Consider the following 16,860-nt stretch of genomic DNA (forward strand, 5'->3'; position numbering starts at 1 on the left):
GGTTAATTAACCGCAGCCCCGAGGACCCAGCGCGGCCGACCCAGCACCCCAGGGCTCAGGCACTTCTCCCCCGCCGCTCACTCCGCATACGTTGGAGTTCCCTCGAAGGAGCACACTCGTGTCCGTCCCCGCCGACGCCGTCGGGCAGCCGAAAAAGGCGGCCACTGCCGCTTGGATCGGCAGCGCGCTGGAGTACTACGACTTCTTCATCTACGGCAGCGCGGCCGCGCTGATCTTCCCGGAGATCTTCTTCGACAAGTCCGACCCGGCCACCGCGACCCTGCTGTCGCTGGCCACCTTCGGTGTGGCGTACGCCGCCCGGCCGATCGGCGCGCTCTTCCTGGGCCACTTCGGTGACAAGGTCGGCCGTAAGAAGATCATGGTCTTCACGCTGATCCTGATGGGTCTGTCGACCTTCCTCATCGGCTGTCTGCCCACCCGCGACCAGGTCGGCACGCTCGCACCGGTCCTGCTGGTGCTGTGCCGTGTCCTGCAGGGCATCTCCGCCGCCGGCGAGCAGGCGAGCGCCAACTCCATGACGCTCGAACACGCGCCGCCGAACCGGCGCGGCTTCTTCACCAGCTTCACCCTCAGCGGCACCCAGGGCGGCCAGCTCCTCGCCACGCTGGCCTTCATCCCGATCGCCGCGCTCCCCGAGGACCAGCTGCTGTCCTGGGGCTGGCGGATACCGTTCTTCCTGAGCATCGCGGTCGCCGTCGTCGGCTACGTCATCCGCCGCAAGCTGGAGGAGACCCCGGCCTTCGAGCAGCAGACCGCCTCCGAGGGCGTCGTGAAGATGCCGCTCGCGTTCCTGGCCCGCAACCACTGGGCGGACGTCCTGCGGGTGATCGCGGGTGCGCTGATCGCCTCGGTCTCGACGATCTTCACGGTCTGGGCGCTGGCGTACGCCACCAGCGACTCGGTCGGGATGAGCCGCTCCTCGATGCTGTGGGTGGGCGCGCTGGCCAACCTGGTCGCCCTCGGCGCGATCCCGGTGTGGGCCACGCTCTCGGACCGTATCGGCCGCCGCCCGGTCTTCCTGATCGGCGCCGCGGGCAGCGCGGTCATGATGTTCGTGTACCTCTGGGCGATCTCCACGGGCAACTACCCGCTGACCCTGGTGCTGGGCATCGTCACCTTCGGTGTCGTCTACAGCGCCGCGAACGGGGTGTGGCCCGCCTTCTACGGCGAGATGTTCTCGACCCGCGTCCGGCTGTCGGGCATGGCGATCGGCACCCAGATCGGCTTCGCCGTGGCCGGGTTCGCGGTCACCTTCGCCGCGCAGATCGCCGGCCCGGACGGCAGCGACTGGTCGGCGGTCGCGTTCTTCACCGCCGCGCTGTGCGTCCCGCCGGTCATCGCCGCCCTCACGGCCCGCGAGACCCACAGCATCCCCACGCAGCAGCTCGGCGAGCGCACGCCGAAGCCGGCGGCGGAGCGAGAGACCGTGACCGCCTGACCTCCGCTCGCAGGACTCCCGGGTCCCCGGACGCCGTGACGGCTCCGGGGACCCGGGCTTTCGCCCGCCTAGGCCCGCGGATGACGCGGCTCGTACAGGCCGACCTCGGCGCCGCCCGGAAGCCGGAAGCCGGTCACCCGTCCCCAGGAGGCCTCCTGGAGCGGGCGGCTGAACCCGACGCCCTTGTTCTCGAGTTCCGCGGTCGTGGCCTCGATGTCGTCGCACATCAGCATCAGCTCGTACGCCGCCGCACCCCGCGTGGGATGGCAGGCGACCTCCGTCGGAGGTGCCTTGAAGATCAGCCAGCCGTGCCCGGCGTCGACGTGGGACCAGCCCAGCACCTCCCGCAGGAAGTCACGGTCCGCCTCGGCGTCACGGCTGTGAATCACCACATGTGTCCCATTGATCACGCGCGGAGGCTAATGAGGCGGGGCCCGGTGGGCAAGCACCGCCGCCTGCGCCACGGCCCCGTCAGTTTTCGAGAAGCACCCGCCCCGGGGACGCGCCTAGCGTGAAGTCCATGGACCTCACCCTTCACGCGAGCTTCCTCCCGCAGGACGACCCGGACGCCGCGCTGGCCTTCTACCGGGATCTCCTCGGCTTCGAGGTGCGCGGCGATGTCGGCAAGGGCTCGATGCGCTGGATCACGGTCGGTCCCGTCGGTCAGCCCGGCACCTCGGTCGTACTGCATCCGCCGGGCATCGACCCCGATGTCACCGAGGACGAGCGCCGCGCGATCTTCGGGATGATGGACAAGGGCACCTACGCGGGCATCGTGCTGGCCACCGGCGACCTCGACGCCGTGTTCGACCGGCTTCAGGCACGGGCCGATGTGGTCCAGGAGCCGATCAAGCAGCCGTGGGGCGTGCGTGACTGCGCCTTCCGTGACCCCGCGGGCAATCTGGTCCGTATCCAGGAACGGAACTGACCAGGCGCGAAACGACGCGGAACGCTTTGTTCCCGCAGGGAAATCAGTCCTAATGCTCGGAGCCGGTGAGATCGAGCCGAACGATGGAGAACAGTCAGCATGGCCACCAAGAGGACGACCCCGCAGCCGACCGCGTCGCACCCCGCCGACAGCCACGATCTGATCCGCGTGCACGGCGCGCGCGAGAACAATCTCAAGGACGTCAGCATCGAGATCCCCAAACGCAGGCTGACGGTGTTCACCGGTGTCTCCGGGTCGGGCAAGAGCTCGCTGGTGTTCGACACGATCGCCGCGGAGTCGCAGCGGCTGATCAACGAGACGTACAGCGCCTTCGTACAGGGCTTCATGCCGACGCTGGCGCGGCCCGAGGTCGACGTACTGGACGGACTGACGACGGCGATCATCGTCGACCAGGAGCGGATGGGGGCCAACGCCCGCTCGACCGTCGGCACCGTGACCGACGTCAACGCGATGCTGCGCATCCTCTTCAGCCGGCTCGGCACACCGCACATCGGCCCGCCCAACGCGTACTCGTTCAACGTGCCGTCGGTGTCGGCGAGCGGTGCGATCACCGTGGAGCGCGGTGGCAAGACCAAGGCGGAGAAGGCCACGTTCCACCGGCTCGGCGGCATGTGTCCGCGCTGCGAGGGCATGGGCTCGGTCAGCGACTTCGACCTGACGGCGCTGTACGACGACAGCCTCTCGCTCAACGAGGGCGCGCTGACGATCCCCGGCTACAGCATGGACGGCTGGTACGGCCGTATCTACCGGGGCTGCGGCCTCTTCGACCCGGACAAGCCGATCCGCAGGTTCACCAAGCGCGAGATGCACGACCTGCTCCACAAGGAGCCGACCAAGATCAAGGTCGAGGGCATCAACCTCACGTACGAAGGACTGATCCCGAAGATCCAGAAGTCCTTCCTCTCCAAGGACGTCGACGCCCTCCAGCCGCACATCCGTGCCTTCGTGGAGCGGGCGGTGACGTTCCAGACCTGTCCCGAGTGCGACGGCACCCGGCTCAGCGCGGAGGCCCTGGCCTCGAAGATCAAGGGCAGGAACATCGCCGACGTCTGCGCGATGCAGATCGACGATCTGGCCGACTGGGTCCGGGACCTGAAGGAGCCGTCGGTGGCGCCGCTGCTGGCAGCGCTGGGGCACTCGCTGGACTCGTTCGTCGAGATCGGGCTCGGCTACCTCAGTCTCGACCGCCCCTCGGGCACCCTCTCCGGCGGCGAGGCGCAGCGCACCAAGATGATCCGCCACCTCGGGTCCTCGCTCACCGATGTGACGTACGTCTTCGACGAGCCGACGATCGGGCTGCACCCGCACGACATCCGCCGGATGAACGAACTGCTGCTGCAACTGCGCGACAAGGGCAACACCGTGCTGGTCGTGGAGCACAAGCCGGAGGCGATCGAGATCGCCGACCATGTCGTGGACCTCGGCCCGCGCGCCGGCACCGCAGGCGGCGAGGTGGTCTTCGAGGGCACCGTCGAGGGGCTGCGCTCCAGCGACACGCTCACCGGACGGCACCTGGACGACCGGGCCTCGCTGAAGTCCGCGGTGCGCGAGCCGTCAGGGGTGCTGGAGGTGCGCGGCGCAGGCACGAACAACCTCCAGGACGTCGACGTCGACATCCCGCTGGGCGCGCTGGTCGTCGTCACCGGGGTCGCCGGTTCCGGCAAGAGCTCGCTGATCCATGGCTCGGTGTCCGGGCAGGACGGTGTGATCACGGTCGACCAGACGGGGATCCGCGGCTCGCGGCGCAGCAACCCGGCGACCTACACCGGCCTGCTGGAGCCGATCCGCAAGGCGTTCGCCAAGGCCAACGGCGTGAAGCCGGCCCTGTTCAGCGCCAACTCCGAGGGCGCCTGCCCGACCTGCAACGGCGCGGGCGTCGTCTACACCGACCTGGCGATGATGGCCGGGGTGGCCTCCACGTGCGAGGAGTGCGAGGGCAAGCGGTTCCAAGCGGCGGTCCTCGAATACCACCTCGGAGGCCGTGACATCAGCGAGGTGCTCGCGATGCCGGTGTCCGAGGCGGAGGAGTTCTTCGGCGCGGGCGAGGCGCGTACGCCGGCCGCGCACAAGATCCTGGAGCGGCTCGCGGACGTCGGGCTGGGCTATCTCACCCTCGGACAGCCGCTGACGACACTGTCGGGCGGTGAGCGGCAGCGGCTGAAGCTGGCCACCCACATGGGCGAGAAGGGCGGGGTCTACGTGCTCGACGAGCCGACGACCGGGCTCCATCTCGCGGATGTGGAGCAGCTGTTGGGCCTGCTGGACCGGCTGGTGGACTCCGGGAAGTCGGTCATCGTCATCGAGCATCACCAGGCGGTCATGGCGCACGCCGACTGGATCATCGACCTCGGCCCCGGCGCCGGCCACGACGGCGGCCGGATCGTCTTCGAGGGCACCCCGACGGAGCTGATCGCGGACCGCTCCACGCTCACGGGCCAGCACCTGGCGGAGTACGTCGGGGCCTGAACGGGGCGGGGAGCCGGGCCGGACGGCCGCACGTCGGATCGGCCCGATTCCCGTCGGGCGTCCCCGCGTCGAACCGAGGCGCGGACGCCCGCGAACGGGACTGGTCCACAGGCGAGTCGGGCGGGTGGTCGCGCAAGTCGACACAGTGAGACCACTAGTCGGACCGACGCCGCGCGAGCCGAGGCAGCGCGCCCCCCGAGCCGGGACACCCGACGGCAAGGCGGCCCGGGGCCTGAGCCGGGTCGGGCCCGGGCCACGCCGGACCCCCGGCCGAGTGACCCCGCCGTCCTTCGCCCAGCCGGGTCTGCCGCACTACGAGTTGGACCACGCCCGCTCGCACAGCACCAGCCGGTATCCGTCCGGGTCCTCGATCGTCACGCCCCACTCGTTCCAGTAGGGGTTGGGCGAGGAGACCCGCTTGCCGCCGTGTTGTTCGAGTCGGGCGACCAGGTCCTGCGGCACGGGACCGTCGACGTAGACGACCAGGAGGTCCTCCTCCGTGGGCCGGGGTTCGACGGGGTGGGCCGGCTCGTGGACGAGTTCGAGGTGCCAGGCGGCGTCGGGCCAGCCGAGCATGAGCAGGTCGTGGTGACCCGGTTCGGCGCCGCCCTCGGCCCGCCACACGACGGTCAGACCGAGCCCGTCGGCCCAGAAACGCTCCGCGGCGGCGAGGTCGCGGGACGGGCGGGCGATACGGATGTGACTGCGGCCGTGGACCGGCATGGTGACCTCTTCCTGAGCGTGGCGTCTCCTCGGCCAGCCTAGGCAGCGCTTGATCGCGAAACCATCGGTCGTCCGCCCTGCGCCCCGGGTCCTAGGACCACGCGAACCGCTCCACCCCGTTGACAGTTGACGTTTTCGGCAAGAACATCGGCCGCAACGAGCAGAAAAGAACAGGCGCTCGTCGCGCGCAGCCGGTCCGGGGGGAGGGCTCCGCGCGTACCGGCCGGATTCAGGGGCGGCCGGTACGCGCGGAGATGCCGACCCGGTCGGGCCCGGCTCCAGGACCGGGCCGTCGCGGTCGCCATGACCGGCGTGCGGGTGGGGCGCCCACCGGGGACGTATATCGGCGGAACTGGGCCGGCGGACGGCCCTCGCGGTGATGTACGTCGCCGCGCGAGAGGGAACGGCGTCGCCGCCAGGATCCCGGCCCGGCCGCGACGCCCAGTGCCTCAGCCCCGGTTGGCCCCCGCGGGGATCCCGTACGCCCGTTCCACCTTCAGCCGCAGCACCAGCCGCCGGTCGCGGACCATCGCGGCCCGGTAGTCGTCCCAGTCGGGGTGCTCGCCCAGGACGTCGCGGTACAGCCGGACGAGTTCCTCGACGGTCTCGTCGTACGGCTCCTGCGCCACCGGCGTGAGCTCGGCCGTCCCCTCGGCGACCGTGTACGCCCACCGGTCCGCGGCGGTCACGTGGTAGGACGCCCTCGGATCGCGGCGCAGGTTGCGGGTCTTGGCGCGGTCGTCCGTGATCGAGACCCGGATGATCCGCTCGTCGGGGTAGTAGGCGTGGCTGACGTTCGACAGCTGGGGCCGGCCGTCGCGCTTGAGGGTGACCAGCACCCCGCCGTGGCCCTCGGAGAGCAGCCCTAGCAATGCGTTCTGCGTCGCGTCCTGAGTCATGCCTGGATCAACCGGCACGCGGGGTGCGCGCATTCCCGGACAGGAGGTCGGTAGACACTGTCTACGAGCACTGGTAGACAGTGTCTATGCGTGAGTCGGAGAGCGGGCTGCGGGCCCGGCTGGTCAACGTCGGGGTGGAGCTGGTGGCCCGGGAGGGCGTGCAGGCGCTGACCCTGCGGGAGATCGCCCGCCGGGCGGGCGTCTCGCACGGTGCGCCGCGCCGCTACTTCCCGACCCATCTGGAGCTGCTGTCGGCCATCGCGCGCCGGGGCTTCGGCGAGCTGGCGGAGCGGGCGGGGGCGGCCGACGACGGCACCGCGAGCCCGCGCGACCGGCTGACGGGGCTGGGGCGGGCCTATCTGCGGTTCGCCCTGGACAACCGCGGCATGTACGAGCTGATGTTCCGTCACGATCTGCTGGAGAGCGGCCGTCTGGGCCTCAGGGACACCAGCCTGCCCCTCTTCGGCCGCCTGGTGGAGCTGGTCGCCCTGGCCCGCCCGGACGCGGACGCCCGCCTCGTCGCCGGGGCGTTGTGGGCGAACCTGCACGGCATCGCCCAGCTCTGGGGCTGGGGCAGCCTCCAACTGGCCACCGGCGCGGACGACTTCGGGCCTCTCCTGCGCCACGCCCTCGACGCGCACCTCGGCCGGGAGGGCGGGTGAACCCTCGTCTCGTCCTCGCGGGCAGTGTGACCGGAGCCGTGATCGTCGCCCTCGACGGCACGGTCCTCACCATCGCCCAGCCCTCCCTGCAAAGGGATGTGCACACCTCCTTCGCCCAGGTCCAGTGGACCAGCACCGGCTATCTCATCGCGGTGGCGAGTCTGCTGGTGTTCGCGGGGCGGCTCGGCGACCGGTACGGGCACCGGCGGCTCTTCGGGATCGGCATGCTCGGCTTCGGGGTGGCGTCGGCGGGCATCGGACTGGCGCCCGGCGTCGGCTGGGTGATCGGACTGCGGGTCGTCCAGGGGGTGTTCGGGGCGCTGCTGCAACCCGCGACCCTCGGCATGCTGCGCGTCGCCTACCCGCCGGACCGGCTCCGGGGGCCCATCGCCGTGCGCACCGCGGCGATCGGGGTGGCCGCCGCGGCCGGCCCGCTGCTCGGCGGAGTGCTGGTGGCCGGGGCCGGGTGGCGGGCGGTGTTCTTCGTCAACGTCGTGCCCGCGCTGGTGTTCGGTGTGCTCGCCCTGCGGGTGCGGGAGCCGGAGCGGGCCGCCGAGGTCCGGCTGGACCTGCCCGGTGCCGCCCTGCTCGCGGTGACCCTGGGGTTCCTGGTCCATACGCTGGTCTCCCCGCACTGGCTCGGCGTGGCGGTGACCGCGGTGGCCGGCGTCGCCTTCGTACGCCACGAGCGCCGCACCGCGAGCCCACTGATACCGCGTGCCGTCCCCGGCGCACCGCTCGGCGTCCTGGTCGCCGCGTCGGCCGCCCTGTCGGGCACGCTGTTCGTGAGCACGTACGCCCTGCAGTACACGCTCGGCCTCGACCCCTTCCAGAGCGCCCTGCGCTGCCTCCCGCTGGCGGTGCTGATGGTGGCCGCCGCCGCGATGTGCCCCGTGCTGCTGCGCCGGGCGGGAGCCCGCCGCACGACGGCGACCGCGACGGCGGTCCTCGCCGCCGGGATCCTGGTGCTCTCCCACGCGTCGGGCGCGCTCGCGCTGGGCGCGGGATTCGCCCTGCTGGGGGCGGGGTTCGGGACCGTCATGGTGGCGGCCACCCATGTCGTCGTACGGGAGAGTCCGGTCGGGTCGGCCGGGGTGGCGGGCGGGCTGCAGCAGACCGCGATGAACGTCGGGCCGACGCTCGGGGTGGCCCTTGCCGCCACGGAGGTGTCACTCGTCACGTTCGCCGCTGTGGCGCTGGCGGGCGTGGTGCCGGCGGCGGGTTTCCGTGCCACGATCACCGATCGAGGTCGACCGGGCGATCGTTCGGAGATTCCTGCGCGACGATGAGGTCTGAGGTCATCGCGGCGGGGTATGCCGGATCGCACCTCGACGAACGCGAGCGGAGGAGAGCGATGGCACAGCTGCGGCAGGAAGTCGACCCGGGTGAGGCCGGACTGGACGCGAAGGCGCTGGACCGCCTCGACCAGCACTTCGCCCACTACGTGGACGAGGGACGCATGCCCGGCTTCCTCGTGGCCGTCGCCCGCGGCGGCCGCGTCGCCCACCTCACGGCGCACGGCCACCGCGATCTCGCCGCCGGACTCCCCGTCGAGCCGGACACCCTGTGGCGGATCTACTCCATGACCAAGCCCGTCACCGCGGTGGCCGCGCTGATCCTGGTGGAGGAGGGGAAGCTGTCGCTGGACGACCCGGTCGCCCGGTATCTGCCGGCCTTCGCCGACGCCCGGGTCCATGTCAGCGGCTCGGGCTCCGACATGGTCACCCGGCCCGCCGAACAGCCCATGCTCATACGGCACTTGATGACTCACACGGCAGGTCTGACCTTCGCCTTCTATCACTCCCACCCGGTCGACGCCCTGTACCGCGAGGCCGGTCTGGAGTCGTCGGTGGTGCCGGGCACGACCCTGGCCGAGACGGTCGACGTGTACGCGAGCCTGCCGCTCCAGTTCGAGCCGGGCACGCAGTGGAACTACTCGGTCGCCTCCAACGTGCTCGGCCGGGTCATCGAGGTGGTGTCCGGACAGCCGCTGGACACCTTCTTCGCCGAGCGGGTCTTCGGACCGCTCGGCATGACCGACGCCGGCCTGAGCGTGACGGACGAACAGGCGCCCAGACTCTCCGAGTTGTACGGCGAGAAGGACGACGGCGGCATCGAGCCGGTCCCCGGGCTTCCGCTCCGCGGCCGGCCCCGGTTCCTCTCCGGCAGCGGCGGGATGGCGGCCTCCGCGCACGACATGCACCGCTTCATGGAGTTGCTGCGCCGTCGCGGCGAACTCGACGGCACCCGGCTGCTCGCCCCCGAAACGGTCGACCTGATGGCCAGGAACCAGCTTCCCGGCGGCGCCGACCTGCGTGCCTTCGGCAGCAGACCTGCCCACGACGAGCCCAACAACGACGGAGTCGGCTTCGGTCTCAGCGTCTCCGTGGTGATCGACCCCGCCCGGACGCTCGCGCCCACGAGCCCGGGCACGTTCGGCTGGAGCGGAGCCGCTTCCACGACCTTCTGGGTCGATCCCGGCCACGATCTGACCGTGCAGTTCTACACCCAGGTACGGCCGAAATCACTGAAACTCAACCCGGACCTCAGGCGGCTGGTGCACGAGGCCCTGGTCGAGTGATCAGGCGTCCACACGCAGCGTGAACTCCACGCCCTCCAGGGCGAGTTCCCGCAGCCACTCCTCCGACCGGGTCGCCGTCTCGGCGGCCCGGCCGAGGCCGGGCGGCAGCGAGCCGTCCAGGACGTGGCCCACGCCGAGGGCGAGGGTGCGGGAGACACAGCGGGCCATCGCGCTCTCCTCCTCGTCCCCCACCAGGTCCAGCAGATAGCTGCCCGCCCACGTCTGTCCCGCCGGGCCGCGCACATCCAGCGACACGGCGAGCACGACCCGGTCCCGGTCGGTGTCCGTGGTCGGGTAGGCCGCCGCCAACTCCCGTGCCAGCGCGGCGATCCGGGCGTCGTCACCGCCCTTGAGCTCCTCGAAGACGGCGTCCCAGGCCCGCAGCCACCCCTCCAGCCGCAGGGTGCCCCGCACGAAGGACCGCGCCTTCCAGGCGGGCGGCATCCCGTACTGCTCGACGAACGGCACGCTGTCGCGGTTCGGATAGACCTCGAAGCCCTCCCCGTCGACGACATGGCGCCGGGTCGCCTCCCACGGCCGCGCGGCGGTGGTCTCGGCACCGTCCTCGATGTAACGGGCGGGCGAGCGCAGGGCGCCCAGGACTCCGAGGGGCGCCCAGCTGAAGCGGTACCGGAAGTCGTTCGGCACCGCGGGGATGCCGCCGCAGTAGGACGTGAGGCGGTACGAGGCCGCCGTACCGTCGCCGATCACGTCCCGGGCGCGGGCGACGAGGCTGTGCGCGAAGAGGTGGTCGATGCCCGGGTCGAGCCCGGCCTCGGTGAGGACGACGACCCCGGCGGCGAGGGCCGCGGGCACCTGTTCCAGCACGGCGTCCGACACATAGCTGGAGCAGGCGAAGTGCGCCTTCTGTGCGACGCACGCGGCCAGGATCCCGGCGTGCTCCGGTGCGGGCAGCATCGACACGACGACGTCCCCGGGCGCGAGTTCGGCCGTCAGCGCGGGAAGGGTGTACGCGCGGGGCTCGGCGCGACCGGTGAGACCCAGCCGGTCCAGGGCCTCGGCCGCGCGCTCCTCGGTGCGGTGCCACACCCGCACCCGCTCGGCCGCCCCGCACACCCGGGCCAGCCCGCTGCCCGTGGACAGTCCGGTGCCGATCCAGTGGACGGTGCCGCTCGCCGGAACCAGCTCAGACATGGCGCGACTCCCCTTCCACGATGCCGAGTTCCCGGCAGGCCGCACGGAACCGGTCCAGACAGCGCCCCCACGGCCCGGCGGCCCCGAAGTCCAGCAGCAGCGGCAGCAACTGCTCCGAGAAGCCCTCGCTGGACTCCTTCGGCAACAGCGACGGCAGGTTGTCGATGGCGATGAGGTCCAGCGGCGGCTCCTTGCGGAGCCGGCGCACCGGCTCGTCCCACTCGGTGGTGCGGTCGTAGACCGGCAGGACGTTCAGGGGCGAACCGACGTCGCAGGTGACGTCGGAGAGGGTGCGCAGCCGGCGGGCGGGGTCGTCCAGGTCCGTTTCCCGGACGAACGGCGGGATCGGAGTGGTGGCGAGGACGCAGTTCACCATCACGTCGTGCTCCAGCAGGGCCGCGCGGTCCAGGTCGCGGGTCTCCTCCAGGTCCCAGCAGGTGGGGTCAAGCCCGGCAGCCCGGAGGGCGACGCGTGCACCGCGTCCGCTGCGGCCCAGGGCGCCGATGACGAGCGCGGTGAACTCCTCGTCCCCGGCGACGGGCCGGAGGATCTCGTCGAGCTCCTGCTTCGAGGTGGGCGTGAGCGGCGCGACGAGCCGGCCCCGGTGCTGGAGCACCGCCAGCGCCGCGCCCAGATAGCCCGCCCAGTATCCGAAGGCGGCGAGCCGGCGCCCGTGGTCGTCGACCAGGTACTCCAGGTCGAGGAGTGCCCCGCCCCCGGCGGCGAACCGGCGGAGCAGGTCCGCGGCGCCCGGCTGCCGCTTGTAGGCGTGCCCGAAGAAGATGTGCCGGTGCGGCAACTCGGCGGGCGCGTCGGGGAGTTCCTTCAGACCGAGGACGACCGCCGCCGTCGGCGCCGCCACCCATGAGCCCGTGGGCGCGACCCGGGCGCCGACAGCCTCGTACTCCTCGATCGGGAAGATCCGCTGCGGGGACTCCTCGACGGTCAGGGTCACCCCGCTCTCGACGAGCCTGCGTGCGTCGGACGGCACGACCGGTGAGCGCCGTTCGGTGGGACGGTCCTCGTGGCGCAGCCACAGATGGAGCTCGGTCATACGCAGTTGGCCTCCGGGCGCGGGGCGTCGGCCGCGAACCGGCCGGCGTTCAACGGGCTGACGTCCACGAAGGGTACGCGGCCCAGGCACAGGTCACGGACGACCTCGCCGACGGCCGGGCCCTGGAGGAAGCCATGACCGGAGAAGCCGGTCGCATACAGAAAACGGGATACCGAAGTCGCCTCGCCGATCAGGGCGTTGTGATCCGGGGTGACCTCGTACAGACCCGCCCAGCCGCCGGTGCGGCGCAGGTCCAGGAGGGAGGGGGCGCGGTGCTCCATGGCGGCGGCGAGGCGGGGGATCCAGCGGTCGTGGGTGTCGGTGGCGAAGCCGGGACGCTCATCGGGGTCGGACATGCCCAGGAGGAGGCCGGGGCCCTCTCGGTGGAAGTAGAGGGTGCTGCTGAAGTCGATGGTCATCGGCAGGCCGGGCGGCAGACCCTGGACCGGCTCGGTGACCGCGATCTGGCGGCGCAGCGGCTCCACCGGCAGGTCCACGCCGACCATCTTCCCGATCGCGCGCGACCAGGCGCCGGCCGCGCAGACCACCGTGTCGGTGGCGATGGTGCCGAGTGTCGTCTCGACGGCCCTGATGGTGTCGTCCCGCACGGTGATGCCGGTGACCTCGGTGTGCCGCAGGACGCGGGCGCCCAGGTCGCGGGCGGCGGAGGCGTAGCCGTGGACGACGGCCTCGGGGGTGCAGTGGCCGTCGTCCGGCGAGAAGGAGGCGGCCAGCAGCCCGTCGGTGGTGATCAGCGGGGAGAGCTTGCGTGCCTCCTTCGGGGTGAGCATGCGGCTGGGCACGCCGAGGGAGTTCTGCAGGCGCACCCCCGCCTCGAAGGAGGCCACGTCCTCGGGCGTCGACAGCAGGAACAGATAGCCGACGCGGTGCAGTCCGATGTCGTGGCCGACCTCCTGGTGGAACCGGCCGAACGCCTCCAGGCTGCGCGCGCCGAGCTGCACGTTGAGGGCGTCGGAGAACTGGGCCCGCACCCCTCCGGCCGCCTTCGAGGTGGACCCGGAGGCCAGCTCGTCGCGCTCCACGAGGACGACGTCGCGGACACCGGCGGCGGCGAGGTGGTAGGCGATGCTCGCGCCCATCACTCCGCCGCCGATCACCACGGCGTTTGCCTGCGTCCTCACGAGCGAGCCTCCCAGGGGTGTCGGGGCCGGTCCCCTCTTCCTGTCCGGACTCCGGTGCCCGCCATCAGGACAGGTGGGCCACCGCGTCCAGATGCGGCAGGTGGTGGTCCAGCCGTTCCCGCTTGGTGCGCAGGTAGGTGATGTTGCTCTCGCACGGCGCTATCAGCAGCGGGACGGTCTCGGCGACCTCGATGCCGTGGCGCACCAGCGCCGCGCGCTTGTCCGGGTTGTTGGACATCAGACGCACCGAGCGCACGCCGAGGTCGTGCAGCATCCCGGCGGCGACACCGTAGTCGCGGGCGTCCACCGGCAGGCCGAGGGCGAGGTTCGCCTCTACGGTGTCCAGCCCCTCCGCCTGCAGGGCCATGGCACGCAGCTTGGCGAGCAGTCCGATGCCGCGGCCCTCGTGGCCCCTCAGGTAGACGACGATGCCGCTGCCCTCGGCGACGACGGCCCGCAGTGCGGAGTCGAGTTGTTCGCCGCACTCGCAGTGCCGGGAGCCGAAGGCGTCACCGGTCAGGCATTCCGAGTGCAGCCGGGTCAGGACCTCGTCCGTGCCGATCTCGCCGTAGACCAGGGCCACTTGCTCGTCACCGCGGTCGTGGTCGAGGTAACCGACCGCCCTGAATTCACCGTACACGGTGGGCAGCGGAGCATTCACGACGCGTTCCACGCCCGTGCGCTGTGGAGTCTTCTTGCCGAGTACGCCAACTTTTTCTGTCATGATTCTCGAGTTCCTAAGCAGAGACGAAAGGCCGTGAAAGAATGAGTGGTTCGCAAACGCGGTCGGCGGAGCACGGTACGTTGCCGGCGGACACCACGGAAGACGTACGGGCGCGGGGCGAGGGTGTCTCACGACAGATCGCCGTCCTTCCCGTCGGGAGCTTCGAACAGCACGGCCCGTACCTTCCGCTGGCGACCGACACGCTCGTCGCCTGCGCCGTCGCCCGGGAGATCGCCGCGGCATACCCGGTACACCTTCTCCCTCCCGTGACGATCTCCTGCTCGCACGAGCACGCGGCGTGGGCGGGAACCGTCAGCATCTCCTCGGTGACCCTTCACTCGGTGATACGGGACATAGCGTCTTCGCTCCGCCGGTCCGGCGTCGAGACCCTGGTCGTGGTCAACGGGCACGGCGGAAACTACGTACTGGGCAACGTCGTTCAGGAATCCTCCGCCCGCGGCGAGCGAATGGCGCTGTTCCCGGCCTCGGAGGACTGGGAGGCGGCCCGGGAGCAGGCGGGGGTGGTCACCTCGCTGCTCACCGACATGCATGCGGGGGAAATCGAGACCTCCATCCTTCTGCACGCTCATCCCGAATTCGTCCGACCCGGTTATGAGACATCCGATTTCGTCGCCGACGACCGACGTCATCTGCTCACCCTCGGTATGTCCGCCTATACCGATTCCGGTGTCATCGGCCGTCCTTCGCTGGGTTCGGCGGAAAAGGGCAAAGCACTGCTGGCGAGCCTGGCGGATTCCTTCGGCACGTATTTCTCACTGCTCACCTCCGACGGCGATTCGGCGCGCGGATAGCGAGCGAGCAGGACGATGACGCCGGGCAGGCTGGCCGCGAGCGAGAGCACCCCGTAGACGACGGCGACGGCCAGCCCGCTGCCGGCGCCCAGACCGGCGGCGCCGAACGCCCAGGCGGTGACGCCCTCGCGGGGGCCCCAGCCGCCGACGTTGAGCGGCAGGCCCATGGCGAGCAGGGCGAGCACGGCGATCGGCAGCAGGACCGCGACGGAGGCGGCGGAACCGGCGACGCGGGCGGCGAGCACGAACATCGCGAGGTGTCCGGCGAGGACGACGGCGGAGGACAGGGCCACACCGGGCCCGTTCTGCCGCGACAGCAGCCCCTCGCGGGCCTCGCGCAGGGCCTTGCCGGCCCGTGAGGGCGCCCGGTTCATCCGCAGGGCGAGGACGACGGCCAGCGCGCCCAGCGTGGCGAACACGAGCAGCGGCGCGAGATGGCGGGCCTGGGAGAGCACCGGTGACGGCATGGTCAGCAGCACCGCGGCGCCGACGACCGCCAACGCGAGCTGCCCGGCGACCCGTTCGAGGACGACGGCCCGCACACAGCGCCCGAGCTCCTGGGTGCTGCGCCCGTGCCGTACCGCCCGGTGCACATCGCCGAGAACGCCACCGGGCAGGGCGGCGTTGAGGAACAGGGCCCGGTAGTACGAGGCCACGGCCGCACCCAGTGGCAGCCGGATCTTCAGGCTCCGGGCGACCAGCTGCCAGCGCCAGGCGCTGAAGACGGTGGTGACCACGCCGATCCCGAGCGCGGCCACAAGGGTCTTCCCGTCGATCCGGCGCAACCCGTCGAGGAAGACGCCGGTGCCGAGCCGCCACAGCAGAACGGCGAGGATGATCACGCCGACGGCGCTGCCGACGTGGGTGCGTACGGCGGGGGACTTGAGGCGGGCGAGAACGTTTCGCCACCGGGAGGCGCCGGGGGCCGGCTGGGCGGTGGTGGGCCGCGGCGCGGAGACGATCACGCCGATGCGGTCCCCGGAGACGGCGACGGGCGGCGGCGGGACCGCCTTGGCGGGCGGGAGGGCGACGGTGGCCGAGCCGGCCTCGGGACGTGCTGCGCCGGCCGCCGTGTCGGCGTACCGTTCCTCCACCGTAGTACGGGCCGGGAAGCCGGCCACGCCCAGCACCGACGCGGTCGCTTCCACCGGCGTCACCGCGACGCGGCCGCGCCCCCGTGTCACCCCGGCCCACCGCCTGCGTCGGCCCGGCCCCCGCAGGCCCGCGTGGGCCGCCCGTACCGTCTCCACGCTCATGCCGCCCCGCCCGTCGGGCGGGACAGTGCCAGCAGGTCGGTGTGGTGGACGGTCACGCTCAACTCGCCCGCCTCACAGGCCTCCAGGCGGGCACGGAGGTAACGGTCCGCGCGCTCGCGCAGCTCCGGGCGCTGTTCCACCGCGGCGCCGACCCAGCCGCGCAGCCACTGGGCCGTGAGCGCGGACTCGGCGGGCCCCAGCCGCCAGGCGCTCGGGTTCAGCCGTACCGTCGCGCCGAGTTCGGAGAAGGCCTCGCAGGCCACCGTGACCGCGTCCGGGCCGAGCAGGCCCGAACGCCGCTGGTGGGCGTTGAACGCCTCGGCGATCTCGGTGTCCATCGGGTCGGACGGGGAGAAGTCGACGCGGCCGGCCACGGAGAGCGTGAGCAGGGCCGGGCAGCCGGCGCCGGTGCAGGCGGCGGCCAGGGTCTCGATCTCCTCGCGGGTGAGGACGTCCAGGAGTGCGGAGGCCGTCACCAGGTCGGCGCCCGCGAGGGCGTCCGGGGTCAGCCGGCCGACGTCACCGCGCCGGGTCTCGACGGTGACCCTGCTGCCGTCCGCGGCGACCCGCGCGGAGGCGACGGCCGCGAAGTGCAGCAGGTAGGGGTCGCGGTCGTGCAGCACCCAGTGCTGGGGGCCGTCGAGCCGGGGCGCGAGCCAGCGGCCCATCGACCCGGTACCGCACCCGAGGTCGTGCACGGTCACCCCGGCCTTGCCGGGCAGGTTGGCCAGCCGGATCCGCAGCGGGTCGAGCAGATCGAGCGACCGCGCATCGGCGTCGGCGGGTTCCCGCAGCTCCAGCCACTCGGGCGCGTACCGGGGCTGCTCCTCGGGCCCGTCCTCGCGCAGCCGTACGGTGGGCCGCTCGCCGGGGCGGGCCGCGGGGCCGGCGCCGGGGATCACGGATTCCGCGTCGGTGCCGGGGCCCGTGGACGCCGATGACACCGAGGACGTCGGATTCCCCATCTCGGACTCCACT

General features: G+C 71.8%; 15 protein-coding genes and 1 pseudogene. 7 read left to right on the plus strand and 9 right to left on the minus strand.

Annotated elements, in window-relative coordinates:
• Positions 1 to 118 precede the first annotated feature (118 nt).
• Positions 119 to 1,459: an MFS transporter gene (locus tag ACIOHP_RS42735; RefSeq protein ID WP_361543657.1), complete on the plus strand. Its 1,341-nt coding sequence runs from the start codon at positions 119 to 121 to the stop codon at positions 1,457 to 1,459.
• A 68-nt stretch (positions 1,460 to 1,527) separates the two neighbouring features.
• Here ACIOHP_RS42735 and ACIOHP_RS42740 read toward each other — a convergent pair whose 3' ends face one another.
• Positions 1,528 to 1,869 carry a VOC family protein gene (locus ACIOHP_RS42740; RefSeq protein ID WP_401896048.1) on the minus strand — a complete coding sequence of 114 codons (342 nt, stop codon included), beginning with the start codon at positions 1,867 to 1,869 and terminating at the stop codon, positions 1,528 to 1,530.
• 110 nt (positions 1,870 to 1,979) lie between these two features.
• On the opposite strand from ACIOHP_RS42740, the gene ACIOHP_RS42745 reads away from it, so the two are divergent.
• Entirely contained in the window at positions 1,980 to 2,387 is a 408-nt protein-coding gene (locus tag ACIOHP_RS42745; RefSeq protein ID WP_361543662.1) for a VOC family protein, read from the plus strand.
• A gap of 99 nt (positions 2,388 to 2,486) precedes the next feature.
• Positions 2,487 to 4,874: an ATP-binding cassette domain-containing protein gene (locus tag ACIOHP_RS42750; protein ID WP_401896050.1), complete on the plus strand. Its 2,388-nt coding sequence runs from the start codon at positions 2,487 to 2,489 to the stop codon at positions 4,872 to 4,874.
• 312 nt (positions 4,875 to 5,186) lie between these two features.
• On the opposite strand, the gene ACIOHP_RS42755 is transcribed toward ACIOHP_RS42750, so the two are convergent.
• On the minus strand, positions 5,187 to 5,597 hold the full coding sequence (locus ACIOHP_RS42755; protein WP_401896053.1) for a VOC family protein: 411 nt from the start codon (positions 5,595 to 5,597) through the stop codon (positions 5,187 to 5,189).
• Positions 5,598 to 6,046: 449 nt separating this feature from the next.
• The gene (locus tag ACIOHP_RS42760; protein ID WP_401896055.1) at positions 6,047 to 6,496 is read right to left on the minus strand and encodes a PPOX class F420-dependent oxidoreductase; all 450 of its coding nucleotides are present in this window, start codon (positions 6,494 to 6,496) and stop codon (positions 6,047 to 6,049) included.
• An 86-nt stretch (positions 6,497 to 6,582) separates the two neighbouring features.
• Here ACIOHP_RS42760 and ACIOHP_RS42765 point away from each other — a divergent pair, with 86 nt between their 5' ends.
• The 3 genes from ACIOHP_RS42765 to ACIOHP_RS42775 all read left to right on the plus strand — a co-directional run bounded on the left by ACIOHP_RS42765 (position 6,583) and on the right by ACIOHP_RS42775 (position 9,739).
• Positions 6,583 to 7,158, plus strand: a complete 576-nt coding sequence (locus ACIOHP_RS42765) for a TetR/AcrR family transcriptional regulator (RefSeq protein WP_401896056.1) — start codon at positions 6,583 to 6,585, stop codon at positions 7,156 to 7,158.
• Positions 7,155 to 8,447, plus strand: a complete 1,293-nt coding sequence (locus ACIOHP_RS42770) for an MFS transporter (protein ID WP_401896058.1) — start codon at positions 7,155 to 7,157, stop codon at positions 8,445 to 8,447. Before ACIOHP_RS42765 ends, ACIOHP_RS42770 begins: the two co-directional genes overlap by 4 nt.
• A 65-nt stretch (positions 8,448 to 8,512) precedes the next feature.
• Positions 8,513 to 9,739, plus strand: a complete 1,227-nt coding sequence (locus ACIOHP_RS42775) for a serine hydrolase domain-containing protein (protein ID WP_361543680.1) — start codon at positions 8,513 to 8,515, stop codon at positions 9,737 to 9,739.
• Here ACIOHP_RS42775 and ACIOHP_RS42780 read toward each other — a convergent pair whose 3' ends face one another.
• The 4 genes from ACIOHP_RS42780 to ribA form a co-directional block, all read right to left on the minus strand.
• Positions 9,740 to 10,894, minus strand: coding sequence for a saccharopine dehydrogenase family protein (locus tag ACIOHP_RS42780; RefSeq protein ID WP_401896061.1), 1,155 nt, complete (start codon positions 10,892 to 10,894; stop codon positions 9,740 to 9,742). It lies immediately after the preceding gene.
• Positions 10,887 to 11,948, minus strand: coding sequence for a saccharopine dehydrogenase (locus tag ACIOHP_RS42785; RefSeq protein WP_401896062.1), 1,062 nt, complete (start codon positions 11,946 to 11,948; stop codon positions 10,887 to 10,889). Before ACIOHP_RS42785 ends, ACIOHP_RS42780 begins: the two co-directional genes overlap by 8 nt.
• Positions 11,945 to 13,090 carry an NAD(P)/FAD-dependent oxidoreductase gene (locus ACIOHP_RS42790; RefSeq protein WP_401896064.1) on the minus strand — a complete coding sequence of 382 codons (1,146 nt, stop codon included), beginning with the start codon at positions 13,088 to 13,090 and terminating at the stop codon, positions 11,945 to 11,947. Before ACIOHP_RS42790 ends, ACIOHP_RS42785 begins: the two co-directional genes overlap by 4 nt.
• A 64-nt stretch (positions 13,091 to 13,154) precedes the next feature.
• On the minus strand, positions 13,155 to 13,814 hold the full coding sequence (ribA, locus tag ACIOHP_RS42795; RefSeq protein ID WP_266820573.1) for a GTP cyclohydrolase II: 660 nt from the start codon (positions 13,812 to 13,814) through the stop codon (positions 13,155 to 13,157).
• Between the two features lie 41 nt (positions 13,815 to 13,855).
• Between ribA and ACIOHP_RS42800 the strand changes: the two genes are divergently transcribed.
• Positions 13,856 to 14,626 (plus strand): creatininase family protein, encoded by a 771-nt coding sequence (locus ACIOHP_RS42800; protein ID WP_361543692.1) that lies wholly within the window; start codon positions 13,856 to 13,858, stop codon positions 14,624 to 14,626.
• A gap of 38 nt (positions 14,627 to 14,664) precedes the next feature.
• Here the strand turns inward: ACIOHP_RS42800 and ACIOHP_RS42805 are convergent.
• A pseudogene (locus ACIOHP_RS42805) lies at positions 14,665 to 15,882 on the minus strand (lysylphosphatidylglycerol synthase transmembrane domain-containing protein); the annotation flags it as partial.
• Positions 15,879 to 16,847, minus strand: coding sequence for a class I SAM-dependent methyltransferase (locus ACIOHP_RS42810; protein WP_401896066.1), 969 nt, complete (start codon positions 16,845 to 16,847; stop codon positions 15,879 to 15,881). The pseudogene ACIOHP_RS42805 and the gene ACIOHP_RS42810, both read right to left, overlap by 4 nt.
• Between the last annotated feature and the right edge of the window lie 13 nt (positions 16,848 to 16,860).

Source organism: Streptomyces sp. NPDC087859 (assembly GCF_044742595.1).
In the GTDB taxonomy this organism is placed as follows: Bacteria; Actinomycetota; Actinomycetes; order Streptomycetales; family Streptomycetaceae; genus Streptomyces; species Streptomyces canus_F.